The organism is Fluviicoccus sp., from assembly GCF_030646115.1.
Classification (GTDB): Bacteria; Pseudomonadota; Gammaproteobacteria; order Pseudomonadales; family Moraxellaceae; genus Fluviicoccus.
In genome coordinates this window covers 546189-561977 of the sequence record NZ_JAUSMX010000009.1, presented here as the reverse complement: position 1 = coordinate 561977, position 15789 = coordinate 546189, and the positions used below count along the sequence as shown (strand labels likewise).

At 57.4% G+C, this 15789-nt stretch carries 19 protein-coding genes; 11 read left to right on the top strand and 8 right to left on the bottom strand.

Going from position 1 to position 15789, the window contains the following annotated elements:
• Positions 1 to 47: 47 nt before the first annotated feature.
• The 6 genes from Q7T36_RS08365 (at position 48) to Q7T36_RS08340 (ending at position 4245) form a co-directional block, all read left to right on the top strand.
• A complete protein-coding gene (locus tag Q7T36_RS08365; protein ID WP_304846456.1) occupies positions 48 to 770 on the top strand; it encodes a Stp1/IreP family PP2C-type Ser/Thr phosphatase in 723 nt (240 codons plus the stop codon).
• Between the two features lie 3 nt (positions 771 to 773).
• The gene (ybgF, locus tag Q7T36_RS08360) at positions 774 to 1718 is read left to right on the top strand and encodes a tol-pal system protein YbgF (RefSeq protein ID WP_304846453.1); all 945 of its coding nucleotides are present in this window, start codon (positions 774 to 776) and stop codon (positions 1716 to 1718) included.
• Positions 1719 to 1795: 77 nt separating this feature from the next.
• Positions 1796 to 2464, top strand: coding sequence for a 7-carboxy-7-deazaguanine synthase QueE (gene queE, locus Q7T36_RS08355; protein ID WP_304846450.1), 669 nt, complete (start codon positions 1796 to 1798; stop codon positions 2462 to 2464).
• 1 nt (position 2465) lies between these two features.
• The gene (gene queC / locus Q7T36_RS08350) at positions 2466 to 3155 is read left to right on the top strand and encodes a 7-cyano-7-deazaguanine synthase QueC (RefSeq protein WP_304846447.1); all 690 of its coding nucleotides are present in this window, start codon (positions 2466 to 2468) and stop codon (positions 3153 to 3155) included.
• 77 nt (positions 3156 to 3232) lie between these two features.
• Entirely contained in the window at positions 3233 to 3763 is a 531-nt protein-coding gene (locus tag Q7T36_RS08345; RefSeq protein WP_304846444.1) for a glycine cleavage system protein R, read from the top strand.
• A gap of 17 nt (positions 3764 to 3780) precedes the next feature.
• A complete protein-coding gene (locus Q7T36_RS08340) occupies positions 3781 to 4245 on the top strand; it encodes a peroxiredoxin (protein ID WP_304846441.1) in 465 nt (154 codons plus the stop codon).
• Positions 4246 to 4295: 50 nt separating this feature from the next.
• Here Q7T36_RS08340 and Q7T36_RS08335 read toward each other — a convergent pair whose 3' ends face one another.
• On the bottom strand, positions 4296 to 4529 hold the full coding sequence (locus Q7T36_RS08335; protein ID WP_304846438.1) for a sulfurtransferase TusA family protein: 234 nt from the start codon (positions 4527 to 4529) through the stop codon (positions 4296 to 4298).
• 102 nt (positions 4530 to 4631) lie between these two features.
• Between Q7T36_RS08335 and Q7T36_RS08330 the strand changes: the two genes are divergently transcribed.
• The 3 genes from Q7T36_RS08330 to tal all read left to right on the top strand — a co-directional run bounded on the left by Q7T36_RS08330 (position 4632) and on the right by tal (position 8057).
• Positions 4632 to 6038 carry a M48 family metalloprotease gene (locus Q7T36_RS08330; RefSeq protein ID WP_304846435.1) on the top strand — a complete coding sequence of 469 codons (1407 nt, stop codon included), beginning with the start codon at positions 4632 to 4634 and terminating at the stop codon, positions 6036 to 6038.
• Positions 6039 to 6117: 79 nt separating this feature from the next.
• On the top strand, positions 6118 to 7113 hold the full coding sequence (gene dusA, locus Q7T36_RS08325) for a tRNA dihydrouridine(20/20a) synthase DusA (protein ID WP_370690085.1): 996 nt from the start codon (positions 6118 to 6120) through the stop codon (positions 7111 to 7113).
• Positions 7110 to 8057, top strand: a complete 948-nt coding sequence (gene tal, locus Q7T36_RS08320) for a transaldolase (RefSeq protein ID WP_304846429.1) — start codon at positions 7110 to 7112, stop codon at positions 8055 to 8057. The genes dusA and tal overlap by 4 nt, the downstream gene beginning before the upstream one ends.
• 78 nt (positions 8058 to 8135) lie before the next feature.
• Here the strand turns inward: tal and Q7T36_RS08315 are convergent, their stop codons facing one another.
• From Q7T36_RS08315 to Q7T36_RS08285, 7 genes are all read right to left on the bottom strand, one after another.
• Positions 8136 to 8642 (bottom strand): STAS domain-containing protein, encoded by a 507-nt coding sequence (locus Q7T36_RS08315; RefSeq protein ID WP_304846426.1) that lies wholly within the window; start codon positions 8640 to 8642, stop codon positions 8136 to 8138.
• A gap of 3 nt (positions 8643 to 8645) precedes the next feature.
• On the bottom strand, positions 8646 to 9830 hold the full coding sequence (locus Q7T36_RS08310; RefSeq protein WP_304846423.1) for a PP2C family protein-serine/threonine phosphatase: 1185 nt from the start codon (positions 9828 to 9830) through the stop codon (positions 8646 to 8648).
• A gap of 121 nt (positions 9831 to 9951) precedes the next feature.
• On the bottom strand, positions 9952 to 10653 hold the full coding sequence (locus tag Q7T36_RS08305; protein ID WP_304846420.1) for a VacJ family lipoprotein: 702 nt from the start codon (positions 10651 to 10653) through the stop codon (positions 9952 to 9954).
• A 111-nt stretch (positions 10654 to 10764) separates the two neighbouring features.
• Complete coding sequence (locus Q7T36_RS08300) at positions 10765 to 11499, bottom strand: DUF2063 domain-containing protein (RefSeq protein ID WP_304846417.1); 735 nt, start codon at positions 11497 to 11499, stop codon at positions 10765 to 10767.
• Complete coding sequence (locus tag Q7T36_RS08295; RefSeq protein WP_304846414.1) at positions 11492 to 12343, bottom strand: DUF692 domain-containing protein; 852 nt, start codon at positions 12341 to 12343, stop codon at positions 11492 to 11494. The genes Q7T36_RS08300 and Q7T36_RS08295 overlap by 8 nt, the downstream gene beginning before the upstream one ends.
• Before the next feature lie 23 nt (positions 12344 to 12366).
• Positions 12367 to 12837: a hypothetical protein gene (locus Q7T36_RS08290; RefSeq protein ID WP_304846411.1), complete on the bottom strand. Its 471-nt coding sequence runs from the start codon at positions 12835 to 12837 to the stop codon at positions 12367 to 12369.
• Positions 12838 to 12982: 145 nt separating this feature from the next.
• The gene (locus tag Q7T36_RS08285) at positions 12983 to 13366 is read right to left on the bottom strand and encodes an SCP2 sterol-binding domain-containing protein (protein WP_304846408.1); all 384 of its coding nucleotides are present in this window, start codon (positions 13364 to 13366) and stop codon (positions 12983 to 12985) included.
• 355 nt (positions 13367 to 13721) lie between these two features.
• On the opposite strand from Q7T36_RS08285, the gene ccoN reads away from it, so the two are divergent.
• Both ccoN and ccoO read left to right on the top strand, forming a co-directional pair.
• Positions 13722 to 15149: a cytochrome-c oxidase, cbb3-type subunit I gene (gene ccoN / locus Q7T36_RS08280; RefSeq protein ID WP_304846405.1), complete on the top strand. Its 1428-nt coding sequence runs from the start codon at positions 13722 to 13724 to the stop codon at positions 15147 to 15149.
• 15 nt (positions 15150 to 15164) lie between these two features.
• Positions 15165 to 15785 (top strand): cytochrome-c oxidase, cbb3-type subunit II, encoded by a 621-nt coding sequence (ccoO, locus tag Q7T36_RS08275; protein WP_304846402.1) that lies wholly within the window; start codon positions 15165 to 15167, stop codon positions 15783 to 15785.
• Positions 15786 to 15789 lie beyond the last annotated feature (4 nt).

Genomic DNA, 15789 nt, shown 5'->3' with positions numbered 1-15789 from the left:
GGACAGGGAATCATACCGGCACGCGACACGAGGGTAAGGGGCGCGCCTTGAATAAAATAAACCTCTACGGTTTTACCGATACCGGCAAAACACGTACCAGCAATGAAGACTGCATCCTGTGCCTGCCGGAGATCCCGGCAGCGGTGCTGGCCGACGGCATGGGCGGTCACAGTGCGGGTGAAGTGGCAAGCCGGACGGCGGTGGACACCATCGCCGCCATCCTGCGTCAGACCACGCGCGGCATTTCTCCGCAAGAACGGCTGGAAGCCGCCGTTCAGGCCGCACACTCCGTGATCCGGGAAAAAAGCCGCCAGTCCTTGCGCTGCCGCGGCATGGGCACCACCGTGGTCGTGACGCTGGTGGAAGGCAACACCCTGTATCATGCCCATGTCGGGGATTCCCGGATGTATCTGCTGCGTGGCCAGGAGTTTCGCTGCCTGACCAATGACCATACCTTGCAACAGGAATTCATTGACCAGGGCCTGTATACGCTGGAAGAGGCTCAGGAAAAAGTGTCACGCAATATCCTCACCCGCGCCTTGGGGCTGGAGCCGCAAATCACCGTGGACTGCAATCAGGTGGACACCCTTCCCGGCGACCGGTTCCTGATTTGCTGCGACGGACTCTACGAGATGCTTTCCGACAGAGAAATGGCCTCGCTGCTGGGACGGCCGCATGCGCTGGATGAAGTCGGTCTTGACATGCTGGAGCTAGCCAATGCGCGCGGCAGCAAGGATAATGTCTCGGTCATCATCATTACCGGCTTCTAACCCATGCGTAAACTTGCCCTGCTTGTCTCGGCCCTGACGACGGCCGTCACCGTCCACGCCGAAGTTCCTGTTGAAGAGAAGCCGTTGAGCGGCGCGGTCCAGACCCGCCCGGTCCAGACTGCCCAGCCGTTGCAAAGCAAGGCCATTGACGGCAACCCCGCTGTGCAATGGGATTTGTATCAACAGGTGCAGCAGTTGCAGCAGGAAATCCGCCAATTGCGCGGGCTGGTGGAAGTCCAGTCCAACCAGATTGAACGACTGAAGCAAGACGCCCGCACCCGTTATGTTGATCTGGACCAGCGCATCAACCAGCTGGGCAGCCGTATTCCGGTCGATGCGGCTTCCCCGACCGTTGCTCCGGTCACGGCGACCACGCCAGCTGTCGTCACCACGCCAGTTGTCGAAGCGCCCAAGACTCCTTCCCCGGACGACGAGAAAAAAGCCTATTTTTCAGCCTATGAAGTCTATCGCAGCGGCGGCCCCAACAAAGCCATCAACCCGATGCGCGAGTTCATCAAGACCTATCCGCAAAGCACCTATATTCCTGGCGCTTACTATTGGCTGGGCGAATTCTACCTGGCGGCCTCCCCGGCGGATGTCAACAATGCCCGCAAGAGCTTCCGCATCCTGATTGAACAGTTCCCGGATGCCCCCAAAGCGCCCTCCGCACTCTACAAACTGGCCAGCCTGGCTGACGTAGATGGGAAAACCAGTGATGCCGCCCGCTACCTGCAGGACATCCTGAAGCGCTTTCCGGCCAGTCCGGAGGCTGCATCCGCCCGCCTGTGGCTGAAAGAACACAACATCACACCCGCCGTCCCTGAAAAGGCGAAACCCGCTGTCAAAACCCCTAATCCGGTCAAACCGGATGCCGCCGCCAAGCCAACGTCGGCGAAAACGGAAGCCAAACCCGCCAAACCGGCTGAAAAATCCAAGACCGCGCCCTAAGTTTGCTACAATCGCATTTTTCCTGTTGCGCCCTCACCTGACCGTGTCGGCGCTTTCTCTGCAAGACCGGCTGGCTGATGCACAACTCCGACGACATTCTTCAGCGCGAATTGCGCATCACCGAAGTTTTCCACTCCCTGCAAGGCGAAGCACGCACCGTCGGTCTGCCGACGGTATTTGTGCGCCTGACCGGCTGCCCGCTGCGCTGCGTCTATTGCGACACCACCTACTCCTTCAGCGGCGGTGAGAAGTTTACGCTGGCGCATTTGCTAGAACAGGTTCGCCACTACCGTACGCCGCTGGTGTGCGTCACGGGTGGTGAACCCTTGGCGCAACCGGATTGCATCCCCTGGCTGAAGCTGTTGTGTGACGAAGGTTTTGAGGTGTCGCTGGAAACCGGCGGCGCCATGGACGTCAGCCGGGTGGATCCCCGGGTCAGCCGTGTTGTCGATCTCAAAACCCCGGATTCCGGTGAAATGCACCGTAATCTCTATGAAAACATGTCGTTGCTGAATCGTCATGATCAGGTCAAGTTCGTGATCTGCAGCCGCAGGGATTATGAGTGGGCCCGCTTCAAATCTGACGAATACAGCTTGCCTGACCGGGTAGGCGACGTACTGTTTTCACCCAGCCACGGCCAACTGGACGCCCGTGAGTTGGCCGAATGGATGCTGGAAGACCGCCTAAGAGGCCGTCTGCAACTGCAACTGCACAAATACCTCTGGAACAATGAACCGGGTCACTGACATGACTGCTTCCAAACGCCCTCGCGCTGTCGTTTTATTATCCGGCGGACTGGACTCCGCTACCTGCCTGGCCATGGCGGCCCGTCAATACGACTGTTATGCACTCAGCTTTGCCTACGGTCAGCGCCACAGCAGTGAACTGCTGGCGGCGGCGCGGGTAGCCTCGACGCTAGGCGCGACCGAACATCGCGTTATCCGCCTGGACCTGGGCGCCATTGGCGGCTCGGCGCTGACCGACAACGCCATCGCCGTACCGGAAGAAGCGACTGAAGGTATACCGGTGACGTATGTTCCGGCGCGCAATACCGTCTTTCTCGCCTTTGCCCTAGGTTATGCTGAAGTGGTGGACGCCGACGCCATCGTTATCGGCGTCAATGCGGTAGACTATTCGGGCTACCCGGACTGCCGCCCGGAATACATCGACGCCTTTGCCCGAATGGCCGCCCTGGCCACCAAAGGCGGTGTCGAGGGACATCCGGTGCGAATTGAAGCACCGCTGCTGCATCTGACGAAATCGGACATCATTCAAGCCGGATTGAAGCTGGGTGTGGACTACGGGCTGACCGTCTCCTGTTACCAGGCGGATGACGATGGCCGCGCCTGCGGCAAATGCGACAGTTGCCGCCTGCGTACGGCGGGCTTCCTGGCGGCAGGCGTTCCGGACCCCACCCGTTACACCTCCGGTAACTGAAGAAGGCGGATTGCGGTTGCGCCTGTCAGAATAACTCTGTTACAACGTCAGCAGAAAATTGCATTACGGAATTACCGATGGAAAATTATCTTGTCATTACAGCGCTGGGCGAAGACCGTACCGGTATTGTCGACGCCATTGCCGGCGCGGCCAGTGAAACCCGCTGCAATATCGCCGACAGCCGCATGGTGGTCATGGGTCAGGAATTCGCCATCATCATGATGCTGTCCGGCACCTGGGACGCCGTGGCCAAATTCGAAGCCCAGATTCCGGTGCTGGAAGGCCGTCTGGGGCTGTCCATCCTGGTCAAGCGCACCAATCGCCGTGAAGCCCAGAAAGCCGCCCTGCCCTACAGCGTCAATGTCATTGCCCTGGACAACCCCGGCATCGTCCACGAAATCGCCAATTTTTTTGCGGTGCAAGGCATCAATATCGAGTCGCTGGAAACCAGCACCTATGCCGCACCGCACACCGGCTCCCCCATGTTTGCGCTGAACATGATCGTCAACATTCCCGCGCGCGTGCATATTGGCGTACTGCGGGAAAACTTCATGTTATTCTGCGATGACCGGAACCTGGACGCCATCATTGAACCTTACAAAAACTGACTACGGATATCTTTAACATGAGCCTTGCCATTGGCGATACCCTCCCCGCGCTTTCGGTAGCCGCCACCGGAGGTCACAGTCTGGATCTGGCCTCCCTGAAAGGCGCACCGGTTGTATTGTATTTCTATCCCAAGGACGCCACTCCCGGCTGCACCACGGAAGCCCAGCAGTTTCGTGACCTCATGCCGGAATTCGAGGCCCTGAACTGCCGCATCTTCGGTATTTCCCGCGATACCATGAGCGCCCATGACCGCTTCAAGGCCAACGAGTGCCTGCCTTTTGACCTGCTGAGTGATGGCGACGAAGTGCTGTGCCAGGCTTTTGCGGTGATCCAGCTGAAAAACATGTACGGCAAGCAGGTTCTGGGCGTAGAGCGCAGCACTTTCCTGTTTGACCGGAACGGCGTCCTGGTTCAGGAATGGCGCAAGGTCAAGGCCCCCGGCCATGCAGCGGATATCCTGGCGGCCGTCAAAGCCCTCTAGGAAGCGTCACAAGATCGGGCGCTGCCAGGCGTCCGGTGAAGATGCCCCTGTCAAGCCGGGGCATCGCCTCCTTTTTTCCGGATTTCAAAGCGGAACTCCCGCTCTCCCTGTTCCACTGCCAGCAAGTCATGCCCCGCCTGTCGCAGATATGCCTCAAAATCCCTTAACGAACCGGCATCCGTAGTCAATACAGTCAGTGGCTCACCGGGGGAAAGTCTGTGCAATGCCTGCTTCAGTTTCAGCAATGGCATGGGGCAACGGAGATTTCGGGCGTCTAGCAGCATGGTCGGCGTCTTTTGCAAAAAAGGTACAACCCGGCAATGCCGCCTCAGCGACAATGAGCGCAGCACAAACCGGGGTCGATCATTATGAAGTGTTGGACGGGAATGGCAATGGCCCTGCTGCTGGCATCCGGCCCTGTGACATCTGCCATGGCTGAATTGCCTACGCTGCAGCCATCCTCCGTCACCCCGCCAGAAGAACGCCAGCTCGGCGATATCTTTCTCCGGAAACTGCGCGGCAACACCCCCGTCATGGACGACCCCTTGGTGCAAACCTGGCTGGAAAACCTCAGTTACCGTCTGGCGTTCCATGCCGGCATGAGCCGTCCCGACCTGCAAATAGTGGTCATTCCTGATCGCCGTATCAATGCTTTTGCTGTCCCGGGCGGCATCATCGGCGTCAACGCCGGGCTTTTCCTGTACGCAGAAAACGAATCCGAATTCGCGGCCGTGCTGGCCCACGAACTGGGCCATGTGCAGCAACGGCACTACGCCCGAACGGTGGAACAAGCCGGACAGGACAACTGGCTCTATCTTGGGGCATTGCTGGCCAGTATCGCGCTGGCCTCCTCCAGCAGCGGAGATGCCGGCATGGCGCTGGGAGCCTCCGCGCAGGCGGCCATGATCCAGCAACAATTATCCTACAGCCGCCAGCATGAACGCGAGGCAGACCGGGTCGGCATGCAGACACTGCTCGACGCCGGCTACAGTCCGCTGGCCATGCCCCATTTTTTCGGGCGGCTGGAACGCGAATCCCGGCAAGTGGGTTTCATGCCGGACTTCCTGCTGACCCACCCGTTAACCCAGGACCGTATTGCCGACAGCCTGGGCCGGGCGCGCAACCTGCCGGCTGCGGGGGAAACGGACAGCCTGGCCTATCGCTTGGTGCGCATGCGCCTGATGGCGCTGGTAGAGGATGCCGACCCCCGCTCGGTGGAAAATTTCCGGCTAAAACTGAAGGATCACCCGGCACAGGAGGAAGCAAGGTTTGGCCTGGCCCTGGCGCTGAAAAACCTGAAGCAGTTTGAACAGGCGCGTCAGGAAATATCTGTCCTGCTGTCGGCGCATCCGGGCGCTGTGGATTATGTCGTCGCCCGGGCGGATATCGAACTGGCGGACAACAAACCGGAAGCCGCTCTGGCTATATTGCAACAGGCGCTGGCGCTGACGCCCGACAGCGTGGCGCTGCGCCTGTATGCCGCCCATGCCGCCAACCTGAGCCTGAATGGTGAACGTGCCATTGCATGGCTGGAGCCCTTGAGCCGGCAACGACCGCTGGACCCCGTGGTCTGGGAGTTGCTGAGCGAGGCCTGTTTGCAGCGCAAGGATTCAGCCGGCGTGTTGCGGAGCCGGGCGGAGTACCGCTTCTTGTCTGACCAGAGTGAAAAGGCGGTCAAGGACATGGAACAGGCGATACGGTTGGCGAAAGGCAATTATCCGCTGCAGGCGAAGTTGCAGGACCGTTTGGGCAAAATGAGGGAGATGGTCGTTCTGGAAAAAGAGGTGAAGTGAAGAATCAGGACTTCATGGTGTAGAATCCCGCCATTCTGACCCCGATGCCGATCCCGTGGATATTGACCTTCAAACGCCGCTGACAACCACTGCTTCAGCCCCCAAAATCCTGTCCGTGGCCCCGATGATGGACTGGACCGATCACTTCTGCCGCGTCTTCCTGCGCCTGTTCAACCCCCATGTCCGCCTTTATACCGAGATGGTCACCACCGGCGCCCTGCTGCATGGCGATACCGCCCGCTTCCTGCGCTATGCCCCGCAGGAGCACCCCATTGCCCTGCAACTCGGCGGCTCCGACATTCAGGAACTGGCCCGTTGTACGGCAATGGCCGCCGATTACGGCTACGACGAAGTCAACCTCAACGTCGGCTGCCCGTCGGACCGCGTGCAGAACAACCGCATCGGCGCCTGCCTCATGGCCGAACCGCAGCACGTCGCCGACTGCTTTGCCGCCATGCAAGCCGTCACCCGTACCCCGGTCACCATCAAGCACCGCATCGGCATCGACGACCTCGACAGCTACGAACACCTGTATCACTTCGTCAGCACCGTGGCCGCCGCCGGTTGCCGGGAGTTCATCGTCCACGCCCGCATCGCCATCCTCAAGGGCCTTTCCCCCAAGGAAAACCGCGAAATCCCGCCGTTGCGCTATGAGGAAGTCTACCGGCTGAAGCAGGACTTTCCCCACCTCACCATCCACATCAACGGCGGCATCAAGACGGTCAGCGAGATTGCCGGACACTGGCAGCATACCGATGGCGTCATGATCGGCCGCGAGGCCTACCACAATCCGTGGATACTGGCTGAGGCAATGACCTTGTGGAACGAGACTCCTCCTGAACGCATGGACATCCTTCAGGCCTACCTGCCCTTTATGGCGCAGGAACTGGCAAATGGTGTACCCTTGAACCAGATGACACGACACATTCTCGGCCTGTTCCAGGGTCTGCCCGGCGCACGCCGCTGGCGGCAGCATCTCAGCACCCACGCTCATTTCAAGCATCGCGGCATAGACCTTGTGGAAGAAGCGGCCGGATTCATACTCGACCAGAACCGTCAGGAAGTTACGGCATGAACCAGTTGGAACAACTGCAAAAATTCAGCACCATCGTCGCCGACACCGGTGATATCGCCAGCATCCGCCGCCTCAAGCCGCAGGACGCCACTACCAATCCTTCGCTGATCCTCAAGGCGGCGTCGCAGCCGGAATATGAGCACATCATCAGCCAGGGTCTGGACAGCGCCCGCCGTCAACCGGACGCCCGCAGCCGCCTGCAGGACGCCGTGGAAGCCATTGCCGTCGGTTTCGGCGTGGAAATCCTGCAATGCATACCCGGCCTTGTCTCCACCGAAGTGGATGCCCGCCTGTCCTTCGACCTGCGCGCCACCGTGGAACAGGCGCGCCGTGTCATCCGTCGTTATGAACAGGCCGGTATTGGCCGCGAACGGGTTCTGGTGAAAATAGCCAGCACCTGGGAAGGCACTCAGGCCGCGCGTTTGCTGGAACAGGAAGGCATTCATTGCAATCTGACCTTGCTGTTCAGCTTCGCCCAGGCCCAGGCTTGCGCTGAAGCCGGTATTACACTGATTTCCCCCTTTGTCGGCCGCATCCTGGACTGGTACAAGAAAAGTACGGGGCAGGATTACAGTGCCGACACCGACCCAGGCGTGCTGTCAGTCAAACGAATTTATGATTATTACAAAGTCTGCAGCTATCAAACGGTGGTCATGGCCGCCAGTTTCCGTAATACCGGTGAAATCGAGGCGCTGGCGGGTTGTGACAAGCTCACCATCAGCCCGGCGCTGCTGGATGCGCTTTCAGCCAATCACTCAACTCTGCTGCGTACGCTGACGCCCGCAACACCGGATAGTTCCGCGAAATTACCTGAACTGACCGAGGCCGCTTTCCGCTGGCAAATGAATGAAGACGCCATGGCTACTGAAAAACTGGCTGAAGGTATCCGCTTGTTCTCGGCGGATTTGCGGACACTGGAAGGAAAAATCGAAAGCATGCTGTGAGTCATGCCGGGCGGAAGGATTCGCCCTTGTGTACTGGCGTTGAGGCAAGTCTTGCTGAAGACTGACACTATGGGATACCTAGTGTTTGGCTTCCCCTTGGGATTGCTGCTCCATTTCAAGGATATCCACCAGATTCTTGAAAGTCTCTTGATTCTTTTCGCTGAGTCCCATCAGGATGCGGTGCGCTGAAATCACCTTGGTCATCATTTCCTGTTCCGATGGCTCAACTTCCGGCAGCTCATTCAGACATACTTCTTCGCAATCACAATCCAGAATCAGGAATACCTGGTCAAAACCCATGCTTTCCAGAATGCGGCTGATATCAGGGTTAGTAGAGAGGATGATCGGCTTGCGGGAGTTATGCAGTTGCAGAAAGACAGCGGTTTTGGCGATCAGCCCCAAGGCGGTACTGTCGACGTATTCCGTTTGAGTCAAATCAATAAGGATGCCGGCGATATCTGGATCAAGAAAGATCTTTTCAAGAAAGTTGTCCAGGGTCGCACACATGGACGCGCGGATTTCACCGGTGAATTTAAGCACATAGGTGCCGCCATGCGAGGCATAGAGGATGTGTCCGGATGCCATGAATCAGTCCCGCTTGATAACCAGCAAGGCAACATCATCCGGCAAGGCGGCGTCCTTGCTGAGTTGAAGGGCATTCACCAGGTCATCCACACTGTTTACATGCATGGCTATCTCTTGTAGCAATTTTTCTTTCTCACTGGCCGAGCCTTTGGGTAACACTTCCAGCACCCCGTCCGAGGCCGCTATCAGCGTAAACCGTTCGCCCAGTTCCACGACATGTTCTTCGTAATTGACTTCTTTGAAGAGCCCCAAGGGCAAGCCCTTGCCTGCTAATGATAGCACGTCTCCGCCATTTATCAGTAAGGGCGGCGGATAATGAGCGGCAACGCTGTAGGTCAACTTGTTATTGGCAAAATCAACCACGCCGCAAAACATCGCCAGATGTTTGCCCATGTGCATGGCGTTCAGTTCGGCATTGATATCGGCAAGCACGCGGGACGGGGAAACGAAATTGACCTGGGTCTTTTTTTCATAGTGTTTTTGCAGGCGGTTGGTGATCGCCTTGAGGAATACCGTGACGAAGGCGCTGGCCGCACCGTGGCCGGACACATCCGCCAGATAAAACCCAAGCTTGTTGTCGCCTACCCGGAAATACTCGACAAAATCACCGGACAGATACAAAGACGGGAATATGCGGTGGGTGACGGTGCAATTCAGCATGTGAAAAGGGCTTTGCGGCAATAAACGGAATTGCACCCGACGTCCCGCTTCCTGATCCTCCTGCAGCAACTCCAGACTGCGCTCCAGTTCGGAGTTGGCGGCTTCGAGTTGTTGACGGTACTGGCGGTTCTGACGCAGCAACCGGCTGCGCTCCAGCGCCTTCGTCACCCGCAGGCCAAGAATGACCGGACTCAGGTGTTGGGGAAAAAGATGGTCTACGGCGCCGTTTTCCAGAGCACCGATGACGTGCTCCATATCCTCACCGGAGGAAACCGTAATCACCGGGGTTTCAGGAGCTTCCTGTTCCAGCGTCAGCAGGAATGCAGAATTTTCGGCCCGCAGGGAGACATAATCCGCCATGACCACGTCATGATTGCCCGCACGGAAACAATCCAGCCCCAGCGCCAGACTGTCACAGGCATCCACGGTATGACCCAGCGCGGACAAATGCTCCACCAGCCAGTTCCGCATGGCAGCTTCATGTTCAATCACAAGAATGTAGCCGACTTCTTGGTCTGGTATGGGCATTATCAGGATCAATTACGGAATATACTTGCGGACAATAGTCAAACGGCTTGTAACATGCAAGCCGTTCCGAACACGCAGCAACAATGCGGTCATCACAATGACGGACTCAGCCTTGGCTTCGTCATTCTTCCACCTCATCCATGAACTCATCGCGCACCTTGCCGTCCTGAACCAGGAACTCCCGGCGTTGCAGCGAAAGGTCACGCATGAACAGGTACTCGTCGCCTTCCAGTATTTTTTCCAGCGGAATCAGGTCGGCGCGGAAGTCGACTTTTTCCAGCACTAACAGCCCTATCGCCGCACTTTGCGGCTCCACCAGGTTTCTGGGATTCGCCAGAGAATCCATCGGCAAGCCGCCAAGGTCGCGGACGCTGGACGGCCCCAGAAACGGCAGCACCAGATACGGGCCTGAAGACATCCCCCATTTGCCAAACGTCTGCCCGAAGTCTTCTTCATGCCGGGGAAGACCCATACGGGTGGCGACATCCGCAAAACCCAGCGAAGTCACCGTGTTCACCGTCAGCCGACCCAAGTCCTGAACAGCGGCGCGGCCTTTGCCTTGCAGGCCGTTATTAATCAGGTTCAGGGGTTCTTCCAGATTCAGGAAGAATCGGGTGACAGAATCGTCTACAAGCTGGGGCGTCACTTTCCGGTAGCCTTGGGCCACAGGCTTGAAGACCCAGGTATCAACTTTCTTGTTGAACGTATAAACCTTCCGGTTCCAATTCTCCCAGGGGTCAGGGTTCGGGGCAGCGGAGGCCCAAGCCGGTCCGGCCAGGAGCAGCAGCAATCCGGTGCAATTCAGCAAGTGTGTTGTTTTCATGCCTGTCTCGGCTAAATTATTGGCGGCATTCTACGCATTCACGGGCCCGTAATGAAAGCGACAAATCGAGCACAAACCATTTTCCATCCGTCGGCGCGTTCACGTCCCGCGTCAACAGGGTTTCACACCCAACAGAATTCCGTGCTCCAGATAAGCATCCACCGCAGGACCCAGCAGACCGGACAGGACCTTTTGATCAAGCCCTAGCGAGTCCGCCAGCTGGTTAGCCATCACAGTCAGTGGCGCGGGATCGTTTTGCAACTGCTCGATGAGCGCCGCCCCCGGCAGCGTAGTTTGCAGATAGCGCACTTCATGGTTTTGAGTCCGGTAGATAATCAGCGCGGTCGGGACAAGTGGCGGGTTGGAGGGTATCTCTTCACCCAGGGCATGAACCGGCCAGGCATACACCAACGGCCATACAAACGGTGAGATTACCGGTGTCTGCGTCCATACGTCTCCGGCAGCAGCCACCGGCCACTCCCCTTCCGCCACATCGGCCGCGATTTCAGCCCATTCGAAATGCGCCAGCTCCAGCAACCAGGGATAAAGCCCGGTTTCGGGACAATGCGGCAGATACTCCAGGAATTCTTGTGAGATATCGCGGAAGTACGGGCTTCTACAGTGATGCCCGGCGAAAAAACCCTGCACCAGCCGGTTCCAGACCTCATCGGGCAAGCGTTTCTTGACTTCAGGAAAGCTGTTCTCAACAAAACCGGCAATATTATTGAAGAACAACTCCCGATATATACGAAGACGGTGTAACGGGACATCTCCAGGCGGCGCATGAACCTCCGGCTGGCGAATCCAGTCAGTCAACTGTTTTTGCACCTGCCGGAAGTCAGCCATGCAGAAGCCACCGATCCTGACCGGCCACCGATTGCAACTGCCGGATATGATCCACTTCCGCCAGCAACTGCTCCACGGGAGGAATATTGAAATCACGTTCCAGCAGGGTGGGCAAGCATCCGAACTGGCGATAAGTCAGTGCCAGCAAGTTCCAGACTTCATCAATCACGTCGTCGCCATGCGTGTCCACACGCAAGTCTTCCGATTCCACCAGATGCCCGGCAACATGCAGGTAAGCTATCCGTCGGCCCGGTAAAGCGAGGATGAAGGCTTCCGGGTCATAACAGTGATTGACCGCATTGACAAAAACATTGTTCACGTCCAGCAGCAAATCGCAATCCGCCTTGTCCAGCACTTGCAGCAGGAATTCCAGTTCAGTCATTTCAGCGCCGGGGGCGGCGTAATAAGAGACATTCTCCAGGGCTATGCGCCGCCCCAGAAAATCCTGGACTTTCTGAACCCGGCCGGCGACATGAACCACCGCCTCTTGCGTAAACGGAACCGGTAACAGATCGTACAAATGCCCCTCATACCCTGAATAACTGAGGTGTTCCGAATAGCAGGCAATACAGTGTTGCTCCAGAAACCGTCTCAAGCTGCCCAGGAAATTCATGTCCAAGGGACGGGAGTCGCCAATGGACAACGAGAGGCCATGGCAGACAAAGGGATGCTTGCGGGTGAAATCTTGAAGCTGTTCAGCGTAGCGCCCACCCATCCCCATCCAGTTTTCCGGGGCAATCTCGAAGAAATCAGGTTGCCGCAGCGGATCTGAAATGGCCGGCGAATCCATGAAGCTGCGCCGCAAGCCCAGACCGGCCCCTTGCACGGGCAAGTTCAGATTCATAACCGGGCTCCGTCAGTTGTGCTTTACTTGGCGGGCACGGCGACGGGACTGGCAGGTGCGTCCTTCAATGCCTTCATTTTCTTGGCGCCGCACTTGCCTTCCCCGCATTTACCTTCTTTATCGGCTTTTTTAACTGCTTTCACGTTGCCGATAGGCGCCATGACCTCACCTTTCAACGCCGCATCACCTGGCTTGGCTTCAACCATGCCTTTCATTTTCGCGCCGCAACTTCCTTCATTGCCGGCTGCCTTCATTTTTTCAGCGCCACACTTGCCTTCATGTTCAGCAGCTTTCATATTTCCCATCTTTCCGGCACCGCACTTTCCTTCCTTTCCGGCGTCGTGCATTTTAGACGCGCAGCACTTACCTTCATCGGCTGCTTTAGCCGCACCGGAGAACGGCACGGTTGGCGCAGCAGCGCTTTCAGCCAGAACAGTGCTGGACATGGACATGGCCAGAGCAGCGGCAATCGGGGTCATTGAGGACAGTTTCATGAGTATTCTCCAAGTGAGCGTTATCAACAACACATGTTGCACTGTCATTTGGATGAAGGTTGTCTGATTTTGTTACGGGCTTCGAAAGCCTGAAATGCAAAAAGGCGCCAAAAGCGCCTTTTCACCACAACGGGCAATCCCGGGATCAGCTGATCGCGAGCACTTGCTGGAACAGGGCCTTCTGTTCGCTGCTGGGACGGGCCGTTTGCAGGGCCATCAGCTTGGTCATGTCGCCGGCGGCCTTGATCTGGCCGCTCATGAAAGCCTGCATGGCTGCGTTCATGTCAAATTCCAGAAACACCTTGCGCAGCACGTCGCCGGGCATGGTCAGGGTGGTAGAAGCACCGGCATTGTGGCCCTTTTCGAGCTTGCCGCCATTGATGGCCAGATCGACGTTACCTTGTTCGGTGCCGGTCACGGTAATGTTCATGATAATGTTCGCCAGCGTTGCGGGCGTGTTCAGGTCACCGGCAGCGGCGGTGAGTTCAGCCACTTTGTCGAACCAGGCGTCGGACAGGAATGCAGTCATTTGAATCTCCTACTTGTGGGTGTGTAAGCGTGCGCATCAAAGCTCCGTAACCTAACCTATTGGACGCTTGTTTGGCAACTTGAGATACCGGCACAATGTGCATGCCATGCTCTGCGTCAAGTTTAATGCGGTATTTTTGACCTTTTTCCAAGGCTTTTACACAAAAAGCTACATGACTGATGCACAGTTACATAATTTCCAATAAAATGTGGAAGTAGCGGGGAGTGATTCTGTCTGCCGCTATCCTGTACCCGTCCGATGTCCTCACTGCTTTCCCGAACTTTTCGGTTGTGGACCCGATGGTGACAGGCAGACCCATTCCCTTATTAACCTTGTGGTTTAAGGAGCTAAATGCATGAGTAACAACCACACTAACGTTGCGCAGCCGGTGACGTACGAGTTAGGGGTCATCCGGCAATTCACCATCATGACGGTCATATGGGGAATTGTCGGCATGCTGGTCGGGGTGATCATTGCATCCCAGCTGGTATGGCCCGCCCTGAACTTTGACACTCCCTGGCTGACTTTCAGTCACCTTCGCCCGCTTCACACCAATGCCGTTATCTTCGCTTTCGGCGGGTGTGCTCTTTTTGCCACTTCCTACTACATCGTCCAGAGAACCTGTCAGACCTCGCTGTTCATGCCCGGTCTCGCCAAGTTCACCTTCTGGGGATGGCAACTGGTCATTGTCCTTGCCGCCGTTTCCCTGCCGCTGGGGTTCACCTCTGCCAAGGAATACGCCGAACTGGAATGGCCGATTGATCTGCTGATCACCGTGGTGTGGGTTGCCTACGCCCTGGTGTTCTTCGGCACCATCGCCAAGCGCCAGACCTCCCACATTTATGTGGCGAACTGGTTCTTCGGGGCCTTCATCATCACGGTCGCCCTGCTGCACATCGTCAACAGCATGGCTATCCCGCTGAGCTGGACCAAGTCGTACTCCATGTACGGCGGCGTGCAGGATGCGATGATCCAGTGGTGGTATGGTCACAACGCCGTCGGTTTCTTCCTGACTGCCGCCTTCCTGGGGATGATGTACTACTTCGTGCCCATCCAGGTCGGTCGCCCGGTGTATTCCTACCGCTTGTCGATTGTGCACTTCTGGGCGCTGATCTCGGTCTACATGTGGGCCGGTGGTCACCATCTGCACTACTCCGCCCTGCCTGACTGGACTCAGTCCCTGGCCATGGTCTTCTCGCTGATCCTGTTTGCACCCAGCTGGGGCGGCATGATCAACGGCATCATGACCTTGTCCGGCAGCTGGGACAAGCTGCGTACCGACCCCATCCTGCGCTTCATGATTGTGGCACTGTCGTTCTATGGCATGTCCACCTTTGAAGGCCCGATGATGTCGATCAAGACCGTGAACGCCCTGTCGCACAACACCGACTGGACCGTGGGTCACGTGCACTCTGGCGCTCTGGGCTGGGTGGCCATGATCTCCATCGCTTCGGTCTATGTGCTGATCCCGCGCATTTTCGATCGTCAGCGCATGCACAGCATCAGCCTGATCAACCTGCACTTCTGGCTGGCCACTATCGGCACGGTGTTCTACATCGCGTCCATGTGGGTTTCCGGCATCATGCAGGGCCTGATGTGGCGCGCGGTGAACGACGACGGTTCCCTGACTTACAGCTTTATTGAGTCGGTGTCCGCCAGTTACCCCTACTGGACGGGTCGCGTTCTCGGCGGCGTGCTGTACCTCACCGGCATGCTGGTGATGGCCTACAACGTAGCCATGACCGTGATGAACAAGAAACCCGTTGGTTCCGACACCCTGTAAGCGGAGGAGATTCCCATGGCTGGTAAATCCCATGAGTTAGTCGAGAAAAACCTCGGCGCATTGATTGTGCTGATCTGTATTTCGATCAGCTTTGCAACCCTGGTGGAAATCGTCCCCCTCTTTTTCCAGAAGGAGCTTCGCGAACCCCTGCCGAACATGAAACCGTGGACGGCGCTGGAGTTTGAAGGCCGGGATATTTACATCCGGGAAGGTTGCCACGTCTGCCATACCCAGATGATCCGTCCGCTGCGCGCTGAAACCGAACGCTATGGTCATTATTCCATGGCGCAGGAATCGGTGTGGGACCACCCCTTCCTGTGGGGTTCCAAGCGCACCGGTCCCGATCTGGCCCGTATTGGCGCCAAGTACTCGGACGACTGGCATCGTGTGCACCTGAACAACCCGCGTGATGTGGTGCCCGAGTCCAACATGCCCTCGTTCCCGTGGCTGATGACCAACACGCTGGACGGTGAAATGACCGGCAAGAAGCTGGCGCTGTTCCGGGATCACTTCGGCGTTCCCTATACCGATGCGGATATCCAGGGCGCCAAGGCGGCCGTTCAGGGCAAGACAGAAATGGAAGCCTTGATCGCCTACCTGCAGCAACTGGGTCTGGCTGTTAAAACGCGGAGATAAGACG

What these genes read in the sequence shown, in the direction of transcription:
- Q7T36_RS08285 (WP_304846408.1), bottom strand. Translation starts at nt 13,366, where the DNA reads ATGACTGCATTCCTGTCCGACGCCTGGTTCGACAAAGTGGCTGAACTC.
- queE (WP_304846450.1), top strand. Translation starts at nt 1,796, where the DNA reads ATGCACAACTCCGACGACATTCTTCAGCGCGAATTGCGCATCACCGAA.
- Q7T36_RS08305 (WP_304846420.1), bottom strand. Translation starts at nt 10,653, where the DNA reads ATGAAAACAACACACTTGCTGAATTGCACCGGATTGCTGCTGCTCCTG.
- tal (WP_304846429.1), top strand. Translation starts at nt 7,110, where the DNA reads ATGAACCAGTTGGAACAACTGCAAAAATTCAGCACCATCGTCGCCGAC.
- Q7T36_RS08330 (WP_304846435.1), top strand. Translation starts at nt 4,632, where the DNA reads ATGGCAATGGCCCTGCTGCTGGCATCCGGCCCTGTGACATCTGCCATG.
- Q7T36_RS08335 (WP_304846438.1), bottom strand. Translation starts at nt 4,529, where the DNA reads ATGCTGCTAGACGCCCGAAATCTCCGTTGCCCCATGCCATTGCTGAAA.
- Q7T36_RS08340 (WP_304846441.1), top strand. Translation starts at nt 3,781, where the DNA reads ATGAGCCTTGCCATTGGCGATACCCTCCCCGCGCTTTCGGTAGCCGCC.
- Q7T36_RS08345 (WP_304846444.1), top strand. Translation starts at nt 3,233, where the DNA reads ATGGAAAATTATCTTGTCATTACAGCGCTGGGCGAAGACCGTACCGGT.
- Q7T36_RS08315 (WP_304846426.1), bottom strand. Translation starts at nt 8,642, where the DNA reads ATGGCATCCGGACACATCCTCTATGCCTCGCATGGCGGCACCTATGTG.
- ccoO (WP_304846402.1), top strand. Translation starts at nt 15,165, where the DNA reads ATGGCTGGTAAATCCCATGAGTTAGTCGAGAAAAACCTCGGCGCATTG.
- Q7T36_RS08295 (WP_304846414.1), bottom strand. Translation starts at nt 12,343, where the DNA reads ATGAATCTGAACTTGCCCGTGCAAGGGGCCGGTCTGGGCTTGCGGCGC.
- ybgF (WP_304846453.1), top strand. Translation starts at nt 774, where the DNA reads ATGCGTAAACTTGCCCTGCTTGTCTCGGCCCTGACGACGGCCGTCACC.
- Q7T36_RS08300 (WP_304846417.1), bottom strand. Translation starts at nt 11,499, where the DNA reads ATGGCTGACTTCCGGCAGGTGCAAAAACAGTTGACTGACTGGATTCGC.
- Q7T36_RS08290 (WP_304846411.1), bottom strand. Translation starts at nt 12,837, where the DNA reads ATGAAACTGTCCTCAATGACCCCGATTGCCGCTGCTCTGGCCATGTCC.
- ccoN (WP_304846405.1), top strand. Translation starts at nt 13,722, where the DNA reads ATGAGTAACAACCACACTAACGTTGCGCAGCCGGTGACGTACGAGTTA.
- Q7T36_RS08310 (WP_304846423.1), bottom strand. Translation starts at nt 9,830, where the DNA reads ATGCCCATACCAGACCAAGAAGTCGGCTACATTCTTGTGATTGAACAT.
- queC (WP_304846447.1), top strand. Translation starts at nt 2,466, where the DNA reads ATGACTGCTTCCAAACGCCCTCGCGCTGTCGTTTTATTATCCGGCGGA.